The organism is Dolichospermum sp. UHCC 0406 (assembly GCF_009712025.1).
Lineage (GTDB): Bacteria > Cyanobacteriota > Cyanobacteriia > Cyanobacteriales > Nostocaceae > Dolichospermum > Dolichospermum lemmermannii.
This window is the reverse complement of sequence record NZ_VILA01000022.1, coordinates 74643-97152: the sequence shown is the minus strand read 5'-3', so window position 1 is coordinate 97152 and position 22510 is coordinate 74643. Positions and strand designations below refer to the sequence as shown.

At 44.3% G+C, this 22510-nt stretch carries 2 protein-coding genes; both read left to right on the top strand.

Annotated elements, in window-relative coordinates; all coding sequences use genetic code 11:
* Positions 1 to 367 precede the first annotated feature (367 nt).
* Entirely contained in the window at positions 368 to 7144 is a 6777-nt protein-coding gene (locus tag FJR09_RS19180) for a non-ribosomal peptide synthetase (RefSeq protein ID WP_168654161.1), read from the top strand.
* Entirely contained in the window at positions 7131 to 22319 is a 15189-nt protein-coding gene (locus FJR09_RS19175) for a non-ribosomal peptide synthetase (RefSeq protein WP_168653542.1), read from the top strand. Before FJR09_RS19180 ends, FJR09_RS19175 begins: the two co-directional genes overlap by 14 nt.
* Positions 22320 to 22510: the final 191 nt, after the last annotated feature.

Genomic DNA, 22510 nt, shown 5'->3' with positions numbered 1-22510 from the left:
TAGACTTTTAAATAATCTCAGCTTTATCAAAAAAATGCAATAGATAGCAGGTAAGACTTATGCTTATCTATCTAACGGTGCATCTTTATATCCCACATTCCGCACCCTAACTGTCACATTGGTAAGGTGCATCAGACCGCAAAAATCTAGCAAATAAACAGATTGTTGATATCTGATGCACCCTACAATAGATTTTGGTGTGACACTTGCGTAAGTTATAAGAGTGAGTCATAACTTTAACAAAATATATTTAGAACTTACGCATTGACAAATGAGGGAAAATTCTTATACGGTAATCATTGGTTGAACTTATACGTAAGCATTTTAAATAACTAAAATAGACAAAATAGTTAAAAAACTCGCTATTATGGCTAATCATCAAAATAAATTTAATTGCTTTATTATTGGCGAGGGAACTTTACCGATTCAATGTGCTGAAATACTGATCAATCAAGGTCACGTAATTTACGGCATTATCTCCGCAGATGCATCGATAATTAACTGGGCTGAGGGGAAAAACATACCTTATATTAAGCCAACAGATCATCTCGGAGAATTTTTAAGCCAGCAGCCTTTTGATTACCTGTTCAGTATTGTCAATAGGTATGTTTTACCCCAGGAAATTCTAGAGTTACCACGCCAATTTGCGATCAACTATCATGATGCCCCCCTACCAAGATATGCAGGAGTCAATGCCACTTCCTGGGCGTTGATGAATCAGGAGAAGACTCATGGGGTGACGTGGCATATAATGGCCGCTATGGTTGATGCGGGCGATATCCTGAAGCAGGTAATTATCGATATTGCTGATGACGAGACAGCTTTGACTCTGAATGGGAAATGCTATGAATCTGCTATTAATGCATTTGCTCAACTAGTTGATGAGCTATCCTCTGGTACATTTGTAGCAACCAAAGTAAACCTGAATCAGCGCACCTATTTTTCCCGCTTCAAAAGGCTGAGGGCAGGCGGAATCATCTCATGGAAGCGTTGTGCTTATGAGTTAGACGCCCTGATTAGGGCTTTAGATTTTGGTTCTTATCCCAATCCATTAGGTCGGCCTAAATTGGCTATAGACAGCAATTTGTTTATAGTCTCTAAGCTTGAGGTTCAGGGTAACTTGTCCAACTACCCTCCGGGAACGATCACAAACATTGAACCTACTTATATCACAGTTTCTACAGCAAGTTATGATATTGCACTACGTCAGGTACTGGCTATTAATAGTCAAGCACTATCAATTTCATATCTGGTGGAGAAATTTGGCTTGCAGGTCGGGTATCAGTTTTGTGATCTTGAGCCTAATCAGGTCAAGCAGATTGAGAAGTTTGATCAGTCAATTGTTAAGCATGAAGCTTTTTGGGTAGAAAGGCTAGGAATCTTAGAGTCCATCACTATTCCTGAGGCAAAGCAGACAGCATCATTACACCTGAAAGAACCACAGTATGCCAGAGCCAGGATGTTTGTACCCGATGAGGCAATTACCTTGTGGTTACAACGCCATCCCCAATGGCACCGAAGTGATTTTCTCGCAGCTGCTTTTATTACTTATCTGGCTCGAATTGGTGGCAGCGGATGTTTTGATATCGGATTTAAAGATATTGAATTACAACGACAGTTGGTCGGACTCGAAAGCTTGTTTGCGTCAGTTGTTCCTTATCGGGTAAATATAGATTACGAGCAAAGTTTTGCGGCTTTAAAAAAACAGTTCGAATTTACCCAACTTCCCCTAACTTATGTCCGGGATGTGGTGACTAGGTATCCATCTCTTCGTTCGTTGTCCGATCATCGGGGTAGTGAGCAGTTTTTCCCAGTGGTTGTAGAGCGTGTGGAAAAACTAGAGGACTACCAAAGTCCGTTGGGAAGTGATCTAACTTTCATAATTTCCTCAGATGGGAAGAAATGTTGTTGGTTCTACAACACCGATATATTGAATAATGACAGTATTGCCAGAATGCAAGAGCAGTTTACTGTTTTTCTGCAAGGTATTCTCACCGAACCTGACCAGTGTATTGCTTACCTACCTTTGTTATCTGAGCAGCAGCGGCGGGAAATTTTGCTGGAGTGGAATGATACTCAGGTTGATGATCCCCAGGATAAATGTATCCATCAGTTATTTGAGTCGCAGGTTGATCTGACCCCGGATGCAGTGGCGGTGGTGTTTGAAAATCAACAACTTACATATCATGAATTAAATTGTCGAGCTAATCAGTTGGCGCATTACTTGCAGTCTTTGGGTGTGGGAACAGATGTGCTGGTGGGTATTTGTGTAGAGCGTTCTTTAGAAATGGTGGTGGGATTACTGGGTATTCTCAAGGCGGGTGGGGCTTACGTGCCGCTTGACCCTGAGTATCCAACTGAGCGTTTGACTTTTATGTTGGCAGATGCTCAAGTTTCAGTCTTATTAACCCAACAGCATTTAGTCGAGAAATTACCTGAAAACCAAGAGCCTGTCGTCTGCTTAGATACCGACTGGCTGGTGATCTGTGAATCTAGTCAGGAGAGTCCAATCACTGAGGTACAACCTGGTAACTTAGCTTATGTGATTTATACCTCCGGTTCTACTGGCACACCCAAGGGGGTAATGCTCTCTCACAGTAACCTTTGCAACCATATGTCCTGGATGCAAGCAACATTCCCCCTGACGGAAAAAGACAAAGTATTGCAAAAAACTCCCTTTGGCTTTGATGCGTCAGTTTGGGAATTCTACGCTCCATTATTAGCCGGTGGACAGTTGTTAATAGCTAAACCAGGAGGTCATACTGATAGTGCTTATCTGTTAAGGTTAATTGCCCAACAGCAGGTAACGATTGTTCAACTTGTCCCATCTTTGTTACAAATGCTTTTAGAGCAGGGAGGAATCGAAACTTGTCACTCCCTCAAACACGTCTTCTGTGGAGGTGAAGTCTTACCAGTTGCTCTACTTGAAGGCTTGTTAAGCAAGCTAGATGTGAACTTACACAATCTTTACGGACCGACGGAAACTTGTATCGATGCAACTTTCTGCAATTGTCAGCGAGAGATATATGCACAAATTGTCCCCATTGGTCGCCCAATTTCCAATACCCAAATTTATATCCTTGACCAAAATTTACAAGCATTACCCGTTGGTGTACCAGGCGAATTGCATATAAGTGGAGCCGGATTAGCCAGAGGCTACCTCAATCGCCCCGAATTGACACAAGAGAAATTTATCGCCAATCCCTTTAGCACCTACCCTGGTTCCCGTCTCTACAAAACCGGGGACTTAGCCCGTTATTTGCCCAATGGCAATATAGAATACCTGGGACGCATTGATAATCAAGTAAAAATCCGTGGTTTCCGGATCGAATTAGCAGAAATTGAAGCGGTACTGAACCAAAGAGATGATGTACAGGTAGCTTGTGTGATCGCCCGTGAAGACGACCCTGGGAATAAACGGCTAGTAGGCTACATTGTGCCGTCTTCCCAGATGACTTGTACTGTTAGTGAATTACCGCAATTCCTCAAGACAAAACTGCCAGATTACATGGTTCCCAATATCTTTGTGATCCTGGATTCCCTCCCCTTAACCCCTAACGGTAAGATAAACCGTGGCGCTTTACCTGTTCCCGATTTACAGGGTCAAGGGACGGACAAATACGTAGCTCCACGCACCCCCACCGAAGAAATCCTGTCACTAATTTGGGCACAAGTCCTCAAACTAGAGCAAGTAGGTATTCATGATAACTTCTTTACCTTTGGCGGACACTCCCTACTAGCAACCCAATTGGTTTCCCGTATCCGCACTAGCTTCAAAGTAGAACTACCGTTGCGTAGTTTATTTGCTGCACCGACAGTTGCTCAATTGTCGCCACATATTCAACGGTTGCAGCAACAAGAGTTAGAACTGACTTCCCCACCCATTTTACCAAGGGACGAGAATGCAGAATTACCCTTGTCTTATGCCCAACAGCGGTTGTGGTTTTTAGACCAATTACAACCGAACAGTTCCTTATATAATATCCCCATAGCTTTGCGTCTAGTCGGAACTCTCAATCAAGCAGCCTTAGCACAAAGCTTAGAAGAAATTATTCATCGTCACGAAGCATTACGCACCAATTTCATTACAGTTGATGGTACACCAAGGCAAGTCATTCAAACAGCAACAAATTGGACAGTATCAGTTGTTAACTTCAGGCATTTATCCACCAGCGCACAAGAAATAGCTGCACAGCAATTGGCACAAAAACAAGCTATTCAATCCTTTGACTTGGCAAGTGAAGTATTAATCAGAGTAACATTAGTAGTGCTTTCTGAGACAGAACACCTGTTGAATGTGTGTATGCACCACATTGTCTCTGATGGCTGGTCAATGGGTGTGTTTGTCGCAGAACTGGCAGCATTATACAATGCTTATTCAATAGGTCTACCTTCTCTGCCAGACGCTACGCGAATACCTTTAACTCCACTGCCGATTCAGTACGCAGATTTTGCAATTTGGCAAAGAAACTGGTTAGTCGGAGATGTACTGCAAAGCCAACTGAATTACTGGCAACAACAACTAAAAGATGCCCCAGCCCTGTTAGTGCTGCCCACAGACCGACCCAGACCTGCTGTGCAAACCTTCGTAGGCGCATATCAAGATTTTGCTCTTTCTGTGGAATTAACTCAAGGGTTAATGCAACTGAGTCAGCAACAAGATTGTACTCTGTTTATGACGCTGTTGGCAGCGTTTGATACCCTACTTTATCGCTACACAGGAACAGAAGACATTTTGGTAGGGACTCCAATTGCTAACCGCGATCGCAGTGAAATAGAAGGGTTAATTGGCTTTTTTGTCAATACTTTAGTGATGCGGAGTAATTTATCGGAAAATCCCAGTTTTGCGGAATTACTCACTCGTGTTCGGTCTATGGCTTTATCCGCCTATGCTCATCAGAATTTGCCATTGGAAATGCTGGTGGAAGCATTGCAGCCAGAACGCGACCTTAGTCATACACCCCTATTTCAGGTGATGTTTGCCCTCCAGAATCCTTACCTGTCAGAAGTAGAGTTGAGTGGGTTAAGTATTAGTTCATTGCCAATAGAAGGTGCAACGGCAAAGTTTGATCTTACCTTAGCAATGGAGAACACAGGTAATGGATTGATTGGGGTGTGGGAGTACAATACTGACTTGTTTGATGCCAGCACTATTGAGCGCATGACTGGTCATTTTCTGACACTACTTTCGTCAATTGTGGCTAATCCTCTGGAACAGATTTCCCAATTACCTTTGTTAACAGAACCAGAGAAACAGCAGTTATTAATTGAGTGGAATCATACTCAGGTAGATTATCCTGTTGATCAGTGTATTCATCAGTTATTTGAGCAGCAAGTCCGGCGGACACCGGATGCAGTGGCGGTGGTATTTGAAGAGCAACAACTTACATATCATGAATTAAATTGTCGAGCTAATCAGTTGGCGCATTACTTGCAGTCTTTGGGTGTGGGAGCCGATGTGCTGGTGGGTATTTGTGTGGAGCGCTCTTGGGAGATGATTGTGGGATTACTGGGTATTCTCAAGGCGGGTGGGGCTTATGTGCCCCTTGACCCTGAGTATCCACCTGAACGGTTGAGTTTCATCCTCACAGACACTCAGGTGAAAGTGCTACTGACCCAACAGCAATTAGTCAACAAGCTACCAGCCCATACTGCACAGCTTGTCTGCTTAGATACCGACTTAGAAAAAATTACCCAAAACAGCAACTCCAACCCTGTAAATACTGCCACATCGCCTAATCTGGCATACGTCATCTACACTTCAGGTTCTACAGGTCAGCCTAAAGGTGTTTTAGTCAACCACCATCATGTAACTCGTCTGTTTGCCGCCACAAACTCTTGGTATAAATTTAATTCTCAAGATGTGTGGACAATGTTCCACTCCTATGCCTTCGACTTCTCTGTTTGGGAAATTTGGGGTGCATTGCTTTATGGTGGACGACTGGTAGTAGTGCCGTATTTATTGACGCGATCGCCTGAATCGTTCTATAAATTATTATCTCAAGAGCAGGTCACAATTCTCAATCAAACGCCTTCAGCTTTCCGCCAGTTAATTCAAGCAGAACAGTCAATCGGAATGAGCAATTTGAACCTCCGTCTCGTAATTTTTGGTGGAGAAGCTCTGGAACTCGAGAGTTTGCAACCCTGGTTTGAGCGCCACGGCGACCAGAAACCGCAGTTAGTGAATATGTACGGGATTACGGAAACTACTGTACACGTAACCTATCGTCCATTGAGCCTTGACGATTTAAATCGCACAGCTAGTGTTATTGGTCGCCCGATTCCCGACTTACAAGTGTATGTGCTAGACCAGCATTTACAACCAGTACCGATTGGAGTTCCAGGGGAGATGTACGTTGGTGGTGAGGGGGTGACTCGTGGCTATCTTCATCGTGACGAACTCACAGGACAACGGTTTATCTCCAACCCCTTCCAAAGAAGTAAGGGAGGAGAACGCCTTTATAGAACAGGAGACTTAGCCCGTTATTTGCCCAATGGCGAGTTAGAGTATTTAGGGCGAATTGACCAGCAAGTAAAGATTCGCGGCTTCCGCATTGAGTTGGGCGAAATTGAAGGATTACTGGCACAACATCCAGCCGTTTGGGAAAGTGTGGTGGTAGTCAGGGAGGATGAACCGAGCAACAAACGTCTGGTAGCTTACGTAGTACCGCAAGTGGCACAAGCTCCCACAACAGCAGAACTGCGTAGCTTCCTCAAGAAAAAGTTACCAGATTACATGATACCAAATGCAATAGTCATCTTGGAGTCTTTACCCCTCACGTCCAATGGCAAAATAGACCGTCGCTCCCTACCGGTTCCAGAATCACGCGCAGGAATAGAAGAGAGTTTAGTAGCACCCCGCACTCCCGTTGAAGAAAAATTGGCACAAATTTGGGCAAAAGTCCTGAGAGTAGAGCAAGTGGGGATTCATGACAACTTCTTTGAACTTGGCGGACACTCGCTACTAGCAACCCAATTGGTTTCACGCATCCGCACTAGCTTCAAAGTAGAACTACCGTTGCGTAGTTTATTTGCGGCACCGACAGTTGCCGAATTAGCACCATCGATTCAGCAGTTACAGCAACAAAACATAGAACTAAAAGTACCACCCATCTTACCAAGGAAAAAGAATGCAAAATCATAATGAAGAATTACCACTATCTTATGCTCAACAGCGTTTGTGGTTTTTAGACCAGTTCGATGCCAACAGTGCCTTATACAACATACCCTTAGCTTTGCGTCTAGTAGGAACTCTCAATCGAGCAGCCTTAGAACAAAGCTTAAAAGAAATTATTGATCGCCACGAAGCCTTACGCACCAATTTCATGACAATTGATGGACAACCAACACAAATCATTCAAACAGAAATAAATTGGACAGTATCAGTTGTTGACTTGCAGCATTTATCTACACTTGTACTGAGCGAAGTCGAAGTAACCGAACAAGAAAGTGCTGCACAGCAATTGGCACAAAAACAAGCAATTCAACCCTTTGATTTAGCAAGTGAATCGTTAGTCAGAGCGACATTAGTCGTACTATCCGAGACAGAAAACTTACTATTAGTGTGTATGCACCACATTGTCAGTGATGGCTGGTCAATGGGAGTGTTTTTCCAAGAACTAGCGGCACTGTACAATGCTTATTCAATAGGTCAGCGAACACCGTTAGAGCCATTAGCAATTCAATACGCAGATTTTGCAATTTGGCAAAGAGAGTTGTTGCAAGGGGATTTGCTGCAAAGCCAATTGAGTTACTGGCAACAACAACTAAAAGATGCACCAGCGTTATTATCCCTACCCACAGACAGACCCAGACCTGCTGTGCAAACCTTCGTAGGCGCACATCAACAGTTTGCACTTTCAGTTGAGTTAACTCAAAAGTTGACAAAACTGAGTCAGGAGCAGGAAGTAACACTATTCATGACATTGTTGGCAGCATTTGATACCCTAGTTTACCGCTACACAGGACAATCAGACATTGTGGTAGGGTCTCCTATAGCAAACCGCAATTACGGTGAAATAGAATCATTAATTGGCTTTTTTGTCAATACATTGGTAATGCGTACCAACTTGGAAGGGAATCCTCGATTTAGTGAATTACTGACTCGTGTTCGGTTAATGGCAATGGATGCATACTCTCATCAGGATTTACCTTTTGAAATGCTAGTTGAGGCATTGCAGCCCGAACGGGATCTCAGCTATACACCGCTGTTTCAGGTAGTGTTTGGCCTTCAGAATGCTCCTAACTCTCAAGTAGAGTTGACTGGATTAACTCTTAGTCCATTGGTAGTAGAAAGTGTAACTGCCAAGTGTGATCTTACCTTAGTAATGGAGAACACAGGTACTGGACTAGTTGGTGTGTGGGAGTATAACACTGACTTGTTTGATACAGGCACTATTGAGCGGATGACTGGTCATTTTGTCACCTTACTTGAGGGAATTGTGGCGAATCCCCTTGAGCGAATTTCCCAATTACCTCTGCTGACAGAAGTTGAGCAGCAGCAGTTATTGGTAGAGTGGAATGATACACAAGTAGACTATCCCCAAGATAAGTGTATCCATCAGTTATTTGAGGAGCAGTGTTTGAGGACACCCGATGCTGTGGCGGTGGTGTTTGAGAATCAACAACTTACATATCACGAGTTGAATTGTCGCGCTAACCAGTTGGCACATTACTTGCGCTCTCATGGAGTGGGAGCAGATGTATTGGTGGGTATTTGTGTAGAGCGATCGCTAGAGATGATCGTGGGACTATTAGCCATTTTCAAGGCGGGCGGTGCTTATGTGCCACTTGACCCAGAGTATCCACAAAAGCGGATTCAGTTCATGCTAAAAGATTCTGGGACATCGGTGTTACTCACCCAAAGTTTCCTCCTAGACCAATTACCTATAGCTGAACAGCAAAATCCCTACCAAGTAATTTGTTTAGATCAGGAAAGTTTTAGTTCGGAGTTAACCGATAATCCCAATCCTCAAAGTACACCTAATAATTTAGCTTACGTCATCTACACCTCTGGTTCGACAGGACGACCTAAAGGTGTAATGATTGAACATCAGGCACTGGTAAATTTAAGCTTGGCTTGGTGCAAAACTTTTCAAGTTCAATCCCAAAGCCGTTTGCTTCAGTTTGGGTCTTTTAGCTTTGATCTATCTGTGGCTGAAATTGCTACTACCTTCGTCAGTGGTGCTTGCTTGTATCTTCCAAACATTGAAACCTTGTTACCAAGTCAAGTCTTGGTTGACTTTTTAGCTGATCACAAGATTTCCCATAGTTTTTTATCTCCTTCGGCGTTGTCTGTCTTACCTCAAGCGACCTTACCCGATTTGCAATATCTAAGCGTTGGTGGTGAAGCTTCCTCAGCAGAATTAGTAGAACGGTGGGGAACGGGACGGCGTTTTTTCAACGCCTACGGACCTACGGAGTCTACGGTTGCAGCGACGATAGCAATTTGTCAACCCAATGGAAGAAAACCGCCCATCGGTCGTCCAATCGCCAACGCGCAAATCTACATTTTAGACGAATATCTGCAACTAGTTCCCGTTGGTGTACCAGGAGAATTGCACATCGGTGGTGCGGGGTTAGCACGAGGCTACCTCAACCGACCTGAATTGACACAAGAGAAATTTATCCCCAATCCCTTTGACAATTCAAAATTTAAAATACCCTACAGAAACGCCAAAGACGTACAAAATTCAAAATTATATAAAACTGGGGACTTAGCCCGTTATCTACCAGATGGCAACATTGAATACCTGGGACGCATCGACAATCAGGTAAAAATTCGTGGCTTCCGCATTGAATTGGGAGAAATTGAAGCAGTACTAAGTCAACTAGGCGATGTCCAAGCATCTTGCGTCATTGTTCGCGAAGATATAACCGGGGATAAACGCCTAGTTGCTTACATCGTGCCACAAAAAGAGGTGACACCGACAGTTACTGAACTGCGACAATTCCTAAAAGCCAAGCTACCAGAATATATGGTACCTAATGCTTTCGTCATTTTAGAATCTCTGCCACTAACTCCCAATGGTAAAATCGACCACCGCGCTTTACCCACACCAGATTTACACAGCGAACTCAAACACAAATATGTAGCCCCGCGCACTCCAGTTGAGGAAATACTGGCACAAATTTGGGCGCAAGTGCTGAAAGTAGAGCAAGTGGGGATAGAAGATAACTTCTTTACCTCCGGAGGACACTCACTCCTAGCAACACAACTGGTTTCACACATCCGCAACATTTTCCAAGTGGAACTACCATTGCGGGAGTTATTTGCTGCACCGACAATAGCCGAATTGATGCCATTGATTCAGCATTTACAACAACAAGACTTAGAACTAACTTCCCCACCCATCTTACCAAGGGCAGAGAATGCAGAATTACTATTATCATTTGCTCAAAATCGGCTGTGGTTTTTAGACCAGTTCGAGCCGAACAGTGCCTTATACAACATACCCATAGCTTTACGTCTAGTCGGAACTCTCAATCAAGCAGCCTTAGAACAAAGCTTACAAGAAATTATTCATCGCCACGAAGCCTTACGCACCAATTTAATTACAGTTGATGGACAACCAAGACAAATCATTCAAACAGCAACAAATTGGACACTAGCAGTTGTTGACTTGAAGCATTTATCGACAACTGCACAAGAAATAGCTGCACAGCAATTAGTACAACAACAAGCTCTGCAACCCTTTGACCTAGAAAAACAGGCATTAGTGAGAGCGACATTAGTAGTGCTGTCTGTGACAGAGCATCTATTTTTAGTGTGTATGCACCATATTGTCTCTGATGGCTGGTCTATGGGGGTGTTTGTCCAAGAACTAGCGACCCTGTACAATGCTTATTCAATAGGTCAACCTGCCAATCTCGCACCACTGCCGATTCAGTACGCAGATTTCGCCTTATGGCAGAGACAGTGGTTAGCCGGGGATGTATTACAAAACCAATTGAATTATTGGCAACAACAACTAAAAGATGCACCAGCCCTATTATCACTCCCCACAGACCGACCCAGACCTGCGGTGCAAACCTTCGCCGGCGCATATCATGAGTTTGCACTCTCTGTTGAGTTAACTCAAAAACTGACAAAACTGAGTCAGGAACAAGGGGTGACGTTGTTCCTGATGTTGTTGGCAGCCTTTGATACCCTACTTTATCGCTACACAGAACAATCAGATATTTTAGTGGGGACACCAATTGCTAACCGCAATCGCAGTGAAATAGAAGGGTTAATTGGCTTTTTTGTCAATACTTTAGTTTTACGGACTGATTTATCAGGTAATCCCAGTTTTGCGGAATTACTCACTCGTGTTCGGTTGATGGCGATGGATGCTTATGCTCATCAGGATTTACCCTTTGAAATGTTGGTGGAAGTATTGCAGCCAGAACGAGACCTCAGCCATGCACCACTGTTTCAGGTAGATTTTCTCCTCCAAAATGATCCCCTATCGACCGTAGAGTTGACTGGGTTAACTGTCAGTCCATTGCCAATAGAAAGCGCAACGGCAAAATTTGATCTTACATTAGGAATGCAGAACACAGGTAATGGACTAGTGGGAGTGTGGGAGTACAACACCGACTTGTTTGACCATAGCACCATCGAGCGCATGAAGGGTCATTTTGTCACAATGCTGGAAGCAATTGTAGCGAATCCCCAAGAGCGAATTGACCAATTGCCAATGCTAACAGCAGTTGAGCAACAGCAGTTATTTGTAGAATGGAACGATACTCAAGCCGATTATCCCGAAGATAAATGTATTCATCAGTTGTTTGAAGAGCAGGTTAAGTTTAGCCCAGATGCAGTAGCAGTAATATTTGAAAATCAACAATTAACTTATGGTGAGTTGAACACCCAAGCCAATCAATTAGCACACCACCTACAATCTTTAGGTGTCAGACCAGAGGTTTTGGTGGGGATTTATTTAGAGCGATCGCTATCCATCATCGTCACATTGTTAGCCGTCCTCAAAGCCGGTGGCGGTTATGTCCCCCTCGACCCTGATTATCCCCAGCAGCGTTTAGCTGACATATCTGAGGATTCACAATTTTCTGTGCTGATCACACAGCAAAAATTGCTCAATTCTCTACCAGTACAAGGAGTAAAAATCATTGTCTTGGATACAGAATCTGAGATGCTGACGAATCAAAGTCAAGTAAATCCGGTCAGTGAGGTCAAACCAGAAAACTTAGCTTGTCTATTGTACACTTCTGGGTCTACCGGCAAACCCAAAGGCGTAATGCTGACTCACGCAGCTTTAGTTAACCATAGCAGTGCAATTAGTGAAGTATTTGGTTTAACTAGCGGCGATCGCGTGTTGCAATTTGCGTCCTTCAGCTTTGATGTAGCGGCGGAAGAAATATTCCCCACTTGGTACAAAGGCGCAACGGTGGTATTAAGACCCACACAAATGTTCCCTGACTTTGCCAGCTTGAGCCAATTTATTGCCCAAGAAAGTCTCAGCGTCTTAAATATTACTCCAGCCTATTGGCATGAATGGGCAGTAGCTGTATCTCAAGACAATGCAACTGTACCGCCAAGTCTGCGGTTAGTGGCGGTGGGTGGGGATGCAGTTCTCCTGGAAACAGTGACAATATGGCGACAAGTAGTAGGCGATCGCGTCAATTGTCTAAATGTCTACGGTCCAACCGAAGCATCTGTAACAGCCATAGTCCATGACCTACTCCATCCTCAATCAGAAACAGCCAACTCAGTGCTGATTGGTCGTCCCATTGCCAATACACAAGCCTACATCCTTGACCGTCATCTGCAACCCGTACCAGTGGGAGTCAAAGGTGAACTGCACCTGTGTGGTGTTCGTTTAGCAAGAGGTTATCTCAACCGCCCAGAACTGACGGAGGAAAAATTTATTCCCAACCCCTTCAGTGGCAGCAGAGGGGCAGAAATTCTAGCTAATTCCCAGTCCCCAGTCCCCAGTTCCCGACTTTATAAAACCGGGGACTTAGCCCGCTATTTGCCAGATGGTAACATTGAGTGCTTTGGACGCATCGACAATCAAGTAAAAATTCGGGGATTCCGCATCGAGTTGGGAGAAATTGAAGCGGTACTAAACCAATATATTGATGTGCAAACATCTTGTGTGATCATCCGCGAAGATACCCCAGGGGATAAATATTTAGTTGCCTACGTAGTACCATATCCCGAAAAAATACCCACAATTAGCGAACTGCGTCAATTCCTCTCTAGGAATCTGCCTCTTTACATGGTGCCCCAGGCTTTCGTATTTCTGGACTTTCTCCCACTAACACCAAACCGCAAAGTAGACCGTCGCGCCCTACCAGCACCAGATTTATCCAGCAACAGAACAGACAAATATGTTCCCCCACGCACCCCCACCGAAGAAATGCTGGCACAGATTTGGGCGCAAGTGTTGAAAGTGGAGCAAGTCGGCATTCATGATAACTTCTTTGAACTTGGGGGACACTCCCTACTGGCAACGCAATTGGTATCCCGCATCCGTTCCCACTTCCAAGTAGAACTACCATTGCGAAGCCTGTTTGCAGCAGCAACAGTTGCCCAATTAGCTGATCTGATTGGGCAGTCACAGCGACAAAACTTAGAAATAACAGTACCACCAATTTTACCAAGGGCAGAGAATGCAGAATTATCATTGTCTTATGCCCAACAACGGTTATGGTTTTTAGACCAGTTACAGCCCAACAGTTCCTTATACAACATACCCTTAGCTTTGCGTCTAGCAGGATTTCTCGAAGTTGCAGCCCTAGAACAAAGCTTAGAAGAAATTATTTATCGCCATGAAGCGTTACGCACCAACTTCATCACCATTGATGGAAAACCCACTCAAATCATTCAAACAGTCAGGAATTGGCAACTATCAGTAATTGAATTGCAACATCTGCCAAGATTGGAGCAAGAAACATCTGCACAGGAATTGGCAATTACACAGGCTATTCAACCCTTTGACTTGGCCAGCGGTTCCCTACTGAGAGCAACATTAGTCGTACTGTCCGAGACAGAACACATATTGTTAATTTGTATGCACCACATTGTCAGTGATGAATGGTCTATGGGGGTGTTTATTCAGGAACTGGCAACATCTTATAATGCTTATGCTCAAGGTCAGTCTGCCAATACCGCACCACTACCGATTCAGTACGCCGATTTTGCAATTTGGCAAAGACAGTGGTTAGTCGGGGAGGTACTACAAAGCCAATTGAGTTACTGGAAACAACAACTAAAAGATGCACCAGCTTTATTGTCCCTTCCCACCGACAGGCCCAGACCTGCTGTGCAAAAATTCCTGGGCGCGTATCAAGAGTTTGCACTTTCTCTGGAATTAACTCAAGGCTTAATGCAACTGAGTCAGCAACAAGGGGTAACTTTGTTCATGACGCTGTTGGCAGGGTTTGATACATTACTTTACCGCTATACCGGACAATCAGATATTTTGGTGGGGACACCAATTGCTAACCGCAATCACAGCGAAATAGAAGGGTTAATTGGCTTTTTTGTGAATACTTTAGTGATGCGGACTGATTTATCGGCAGATCCTAGTTTCTCATCATTACTGGGGCGTGTTCGGGAAATGGCGCTGTCCGCCTACGCTCATCAGGATTTGCCGTTTGAAATGCTGGTGGAAGCATTACAGCCCCAAAGAAACCTCAGCCATACACCCCTGTTCCAGGTGGCATTTGTGTTCCAGAATGCGCCTAACTCTCAAGTAGAACTGACTGGGTTAACTGTTAGTCCACTGGTTGTAGAAAGCACAACTGCCAAGTTTGATCTTACCTTAGCAATGGAGAACACAGGGACTGGACTGGTGGGAGTGTGGGAATATAACACTGATTTGTTTGATAGCAGCACCATCGAGCGGATGGCGAGTCATTTTGTGACACTACTTGAGGGAATTGTAGCGAATCCCTTTGAGCGAATTTCCCAATTACCTCTGTTGACAGCAGTTGAGCAGCAGCAGTTATTAATTGAGTGGAATGATACACAAGTAGACTATCCCCAAGATAAGTGTATCCATCAGTTATTTGAGGAGCAGTGTTTGAGGACACCCGATGCTGTGGCTGTGGTGTTTGAGAATCAACAACTTACATATCACGAGTTGAATTGTCGAGCTAATCAGTTAGCGCATTACTTGCAGTCTTTGGGTGTGGGTGCGGATGTACTGGTAGGGTTGTGTGTAGAGCGATCGCTAGAAATGATCGTGGGACTACTTGCAATTCTCAAAGCCGGGGGCGCTTATGTGCCACTTGACCCAGATTATCCCCAAGAGCGTTTGAACTTGATCTTAGAAGATGCTCAAGTTTCAGTCTTATTGATTCAACAACATCTAGTTGAGAAATTACAACAGCATCAGGCGCATATCGTCTGCTTAGATAGCGATGGGGAAAAAATTGCTCAAAACAGCAACTCAAATCCTCTCAATATCGCCACACCAAGTAACCTAGCTTATGTCATCTACACTTCGGGTTCTACAGGTAAGCCCAAGGGCGTTTTAGTCAACCACTCTCATGTAGTGCGTCTGTTTGCAGCCACAGACTCTTGGTATAACTTTAACTCTCAAGATGTGTGGACAATGTTCCACTCTTATGCATTTGATTTCTCTGTCTGGGAAGTTTGGGGTGCATTGCTATATGGTGGACGACTGGTAGTAGTGGGATATTTAGTAACGCGATCGCCCAAATCCTTCTATGAATTACTATGTCAAGAGAAAGTTACAATTCTCAATCAAACACCATCAGCTTTCCGTCAGTTGATTCCAGCAGAACAGTCAATTGCAACTGTTGGAGATTTGAACTTGCGCCTGGTAATTTTCGGAGGAGAGACTTTAGAACTCAATAGTTTGCAGCCTTGGTTTGACCGACACGGCGACCAGTCGCCCCAGTTAGTGAATATGTACGGGATTACAGAAACCACTGTACATGTAACTTATCGTCCATTGAGCAAAGCCGATTTGCATAGTAAAGCAAGTGTAATTGGTCGTCCGATTGGGGACTTACAGGTGTATGTGCTGGATGAACATTTACAGCCAGTGCCGATTGGGGTTGCGGGTGAGATGTACGTTGGTGGTGCTGGGGTGACTCGTGGCTATCTCAATCGCGCCGAACTGACAGCACAACGGTTTATCTCTAATCCCTTTAATGGCAACTCCGAGCAGCTACTATATAAATCCGGTGACTTAGCTCGTTATCTGCCGAATGGCGAATTGGAGTATTTAGGGCGAATTGACAATCAAGTAAAAATTCGTGGCTTCCGCATTGAGTTGGGCGAAATTGAAGCTGCGCTGTCCCAGCTAAGAGAAGTACGGGAAGTAGTGGTCGTAGCACGGTCAGACCAACCGGATAACAAACGCCTGGTAGCTTATGTTGTACCGCAACAGAAAAACCTCGAATCATCAAAGAAACCAGAAAAATTATCAACAGACAAAGTAGAGCTATGGCCATCTATAGCTGAATACTATGTCTATGACGACTTGCTGTATTACGCTATGACCAATGACCATCGACGTAACGATAGTTATAAAGTCGCTATTAATCAATTGGTCAAAGATAAAATAGTCGTTGAAATTGGCACAGGTAAAGATGCAATCTTATCCAGATTTTGTGTCCAAGGGGGTGCCAATAAAATTTATGCAATTGAAAGAAATGAGGAAACCTGCCGCCAAGCAAGAGCTTGTATTGAAAAGTTAGGTTTAGCAGACAAAATCACAGTCATTCATGGAGATGCAACTTTAGTTGATATCCCAGAACTCGCTGATGTCTGCGTTTCCGAAATCGTGGGAGCAATTGGTGGCTCTGAAGGAGCAGCAGTAATTATTAATAACGCGAGAAGATTTCTCAAGCCTGATGGTTTGATGATTCCTGAAAGAAGCATTACTAAGATGGCGGCTGTCACTCTCCCAGATGAAATATTACACAATCCTAAATTTGCTGAAATTCCGGCATATTACACCAAAAAAATCTTTGAGGAAGTCGGATATCCATTTGACTTAAGGGTATGTATTAAGAAATTTTCCCAAGCAAATGTTCTATCCACTGTGGATGTTTTGGAAGACTTGAACTTCAATGAATATATTAGCCCAGAATTTTCCCATGAAGTTCAATTGGAAATTCACAAAAATGGGCGAATGAATGGATTTTTGGTATGGCTGAATTTGCATACTATTGCCGGAGAAGAAATAGATATTCTCGAACATGAATATTGCTGGCTTCCTGTTTATTTACCATTATTTGAACCGGGGATTGAGGTTGAGTACGGTGATGTCATTCAAGCAGTTTGTTCCAGGACACTTTGCGAAAATAATCTCAACCCAGATTATGCAATTAAAGGTCGTCTGCTGAAAAAGAATGGAGAAAATATTAACTTTGAATATGTCTCCTATCACTATAAAAATAATTTCCGGCAAACACGTTTCTATCAACGATTATTTGCTGATTATGGCAATGTAAAAAATAATTACCCCGATAATTTAGCTCGATATTTGAGAGCTAATCTTAAGAAACTCTTGCCCGACTACATGATACCCTCCAGCTTTGTGGTGCTAGAGAACTTGCCCTTAACACCAAACGGCAAGATAGACCACCTTGCCCTGCCAAAACCAGAGCTAACTGTTCTAAGTGAAGCTGATTATGTCATGCCAAATACAGAAGCAGAAAAAATCATTGCTGCTATTTGGCAAAAAATACTACAAATAGAAAAGGTGGGTCTTGAGGATAATTTCTTTGAACTTGGAGGACATTCTCTACTAGCAACTCAGGTAATCTCTCGCTTGCAGGAAGCTTTTGGAATTTCGTTGCCGTTACGCTATATCTTTGAATCACCGACAGTTGCTCAGTTAAGTGAGGCGATTTTAAGTCAGCTAGAAACTGGTTCAGGTTTGACGGTGCCAGCCATCGCACCTGTTGACCGAGACAGAGACATACCTCTATCGTGGGCGCAGGAACGCCTGTGGTTTGTAAATCAGTTGGAAGGTGAAAGTAGTGCTTACACAATAGATTTCACCATGCGGCTGGTGGGGAATCTCAATGTCAAAGCTTTAGAGCAAGCTTTTGCGGCGATCGGGCAACGTCATGAACCGCTGCGGACTCAGTTTAAGATTAAGGATAATAAGCCAGTGCAGGCGATCGCACCCAGTATGACCATCACCCTACCAGTGGTGGATTTACAAAATCTCCAAGACCCCACCAAACAAGTAGAGGAACTGGCGACAGCAGAAGCCTGTAAACCCTTCGATTTGGCTAATGGTTCAGTGCTGCGAGTCAAGCTTTGGCAAGTTGCGCCCGACGAGTATGTATTGCTACTAGCAATTCATCATATTGCAGCTGATGGTTGGTCAATGGGCATTTTGATCGATGAACTCTCAGCCTATTACCGCAGCTTTTCAACGGGTAGTTCTGTTGAATTACCAGAATTATCCATACAGTATGCCGACTTCGCTGTCTGGCAGCGTCAGTGGCTGACAAATCAAGTATTAGAGCGTCAATTAAGCTACTGGAAGCAACAGTTAACAGGTGCGCCACCTCTATTAGAATTACCCACAGACCGCCCCCGCCCAGCTATACAAACTTTCCGAGGCGGTACAGAGCAACTGCAACTAGATAGCCAGCTAACCCAGCAGCTGAAAAAGCTCTCTCAAAAGTCTGGAAGCACTCTGTTTATGACACTGTTGGCGGGTTTTGTAGTGTTACTGTCTCGTTACAGTGGACAAACAGATTTGGTGGTTGGCTCACCGATCGCTAATCGCAATCGCCAAGAAATCGAACCATTAATTGGCTTTTTTGTCAATACATTGGCGCTAAGATTCGATCTTTCCCCAGAACCGAGCTTTGAAGCCTTACTAGCGCAGGTGCGAAAAGTTACCCAAAACGCCTACGAGCATCAGGATTTACCCTTTGAAATGTTAGTGGAAGAGTTGCAACTGGAGCGGAACTTGGATCGCAATCCCTTGACGCAGGTGGTATTTGCCCTCCAGAATGCGCCAACTGCGCCTTGGGATTTTCCTGGTGTCAGGGTCCAGGATATGCCTTCAGGACTGGACTCGGTTCGAGTTGACCTAGAACTTTACTTGTGGGACGTACCAGAAGGTCTGGGGGGCTTTTGCTCGTACAACAGGGATTTGTTTGATGGGACAACTATTGCCCGGATGATGCAAAATTTTGTAACTTTATTAGGGGCAATTGTTGACAATCTCCAACAATCGGTGGCTTTACTACCCTTACTAACAGAGGGCGATCGCCATCAACTATTAAAGGAATGGAATGATACCCAAACCGATGATCCCTACCACAAGTGTATTCATCAATTAGTAGAAGAAAAGGCAGAACAGACTCCCGATGCAATCGCAGTAGTCTGTGGAAATCAACAACTGACCTATGCACAGTTGAACAATCGCGCTAATCAGTTAGCTCATTACCTGCGGTCTTTGGGGCTAGAAACCGAGCAGTTGGTGGGGATTTGTGTAGAGCGATCGCCCTTAATGCTCGTGGGAATTTTAGGAATTCTCAAAGCAGGCGGTGCTTACGTGCCGCTTGACCCTGAGTATCCCCAAGAACGTCTGAGCTTGATGTTAGAGGACAGTCAAGTTTCGTTACTGCTGACCCAATGGACACTCATTGAAAAATTACCCCAACATCCAGCCAAACCTGTATTTTTAGATGAAATTTGGCAACAAATTGCCCAAAACAGCCAAGAAAATCTCACGGGAATCGTCACTGCTGCTAACTTAGCCAATGTAATTTATACTTCTGGGTCTACAGGTAAACCGAAAGGGGTAATGGTTGAGCATCAAGGATTGTGCAACCTAGCTCAAGCTCAGATTCAGGCTTTTGGTTTGCATTCTGATAGTCGAATTCTCCAGTTTGCTTCCTTGAGTTTTGATGCTTGTATATCAGAAATTTTGATGTCCTTGGGATCGGGAGGGACACTTTATCTAGGAAGCAAAGATTCTCTAATGCCCGGTACGCCCTTAATTGAGCGATTACGAGATTATGCCATTACCCATATCACCCTACCACCATCGGCATTAGCTGTTCTGCATAAAGTCGAACTGACTACCCTGCAAACCATAATTGTCGCGGGAGAAGCCTGTGCGGTTGAACTTATCAAACAATGGTCAGCGGGGCGCAATTTCTTTAATGCTTATGGACCGACAGAAGGAAGCGTCTGTGCAACTCTGGCAAAATGCACCCCTTTCGACCCAAAAGTTACCATTGGTCGTCCCATTGCCAACGTCCAAGTTTACATTTTAGACTCCCAGTTACAGCCTGTACCGATTGGTGTACCAGGAGAATTACATATTGCTGGCGTTGGGGTAGCCAGAGGCTATCTCAACCGACCAGAATTAACCCAAGAGAAATTTATCTCCAATCCCTTTGGCCCATCAAAATTGTATAAAACCGGGGATTTAGGTCGTTATTTAGCGGATGGGACGATTGAATACCTGGGACGCATCGACAATCAAGTGAAGATTCGGGGTTTTCGCATAGAACTGGGTGAAATTGAAGCAGTTGCAAGCCAACACCCCTTAGTACAGGAAAGTGTCGTCATAGCAAGAGAAGACATCCCTGGTGATAAACGTCTGGTGGCTTATTTAGTTCCGGCTCTCCAGGGTCAAGTTTTACCAGAACAGTTGGCGCAATGGCAAGGCGAGTATGTTAGTGATTGGCAAAAACTCTATGAACAATCCTATAGCCAACAGCAAACCCCAACAGATGACCCCACCTTCAATATTAGTGGTTGGAACAGTAGTTATACTGGCAAAGCCATTCCCGATTCAGAAATGCGGGAGTGGGTTGAGAGTACGGTGAGCCGAATTTTGCTAGGGAAACCGCAGCGAGTGTTAGAAATTGGTTGCGGTAGTGGGTTATTGCTATTTCGCGTTGCTCCCCATTGTCAAGAATATTGGGGAGCGGATTATTCCTCAGCAACTATTCGCAATCTGGAGCGATTATGTGGGGAGATCCAGGGTCTAGAAAATGTCCGCCTGCTACACAAAACAGCAGATAACTTTGAAGGTATCCCCCAAGGAGCCTTTGATACGGTGGTTGTGAACTCAGTAGTACAGTATTTTCCCAGTGTGGACTATCTGTTACAGGTTTTAGAAGGGGCAATGACAGCGATCGCCTCTCAAGGTAAGATATTCGTGGGGGATGTCCGTAGTTTACCCTTGCTCTTGCCATACCATGCCGCCGTACAGTTAGCCCGCGCCGAGTCTGACAAAACCGTTGAACAATGGCAACAGCAGGTACATCAGACTGTGGCTGCCGAAGAAGAACTACTCATTGATCCCAGATTTTTCATTGCTCTACAACAACGTTTTCCCCAGATTACTTGGGTAGAGATTCAACCTAAGCGCGGTCATGCTCAAAATGAGTTAACCCAATTCCGCTATGATGTCACTCTGCATCTAAATACTAATGTGGAGAAAAGGGCAGTTCCTTGGTTAAATTGGCAACTTGACCAACTTTCGTGGACACAATTACAAGATCAGCTCAAGTTGGTTCAGCCAGAATGGTTAGGAATCAGAGATGTACCTAATCAACGGCTACAACAGGCGCGGCAGGTTTTAGGCTGGTGGGAAAATCCTCCTGCCGCCTCTACGGTGGGAGAACTGCGACAACGGTTAGCCGCACAGCCAATGGTGGGGATCAATCCTGAGCAAATTTGGCAGATAGGAGAGGAGTTAGGCTACACAGTCCACCTCAGTTGGTGGGAAAGTAGTCAGGATGGTTGTTTTGATGTGGTATTGAGCCGTAACAGTTCAACGCCAGTTTCTGATATACAATCATACCCAAGTTTTTGGGAGCATGAGACAATTACAACTAAACCCTGGACTGACTATACGAACAATCCCCTCTATGGTAAGTTAGTCCAGAAGCTTGTGCCGCAAGTGCGGGAATTTATCCAACAAAAGCTACCCAATTACATGATTCCTCAAGCTTTTGTCCTGCTAAATGCTTTACCCTTAACTCCCAATGGTAAAGTAGATCGTCGCGCATTACCTACACCTGATACAGCTTCCAGAAATCTGGGAACGGGTTTTGTCTCACCTCGCACTCCTATTGAAGCTCAAATGGCACAAATCTGGAGTGAAGTTTTGGGATTGGAACGCATTGGGGTTAAGGATAATTTCTTTGAACTAGGCGGACATTCTCTATTAGCCACTCAGGTGATCTCTCGTTCCCGCGATATTTTCTCGGTGGAATTGTCCTTACAAAATTTGCTGGAGTATCCAACTATCGTCAATTTAGCCCAAATGATTGAGGTACTTGGGGTTAGTCAAATATCTATTACCGAAACCCCAGAAGATTACGAAGAGGGAGAATTATAGAAAAATTTCCCCGCTTTCAAAGTAGGTAGCTCATCACTTTGTTGCGAAAATCAAAGCCCAAAAAGCTGATAATTTCGTAGGGTGGGCACTCAGGGGGAACGGTAGAGGGCAATACGGCTCAGATAGGGTTGGGGAATGTGGGGGGTGTGAAAGAATAATTGTTGGTGCGATTCGTTGTTATATTTTTATAA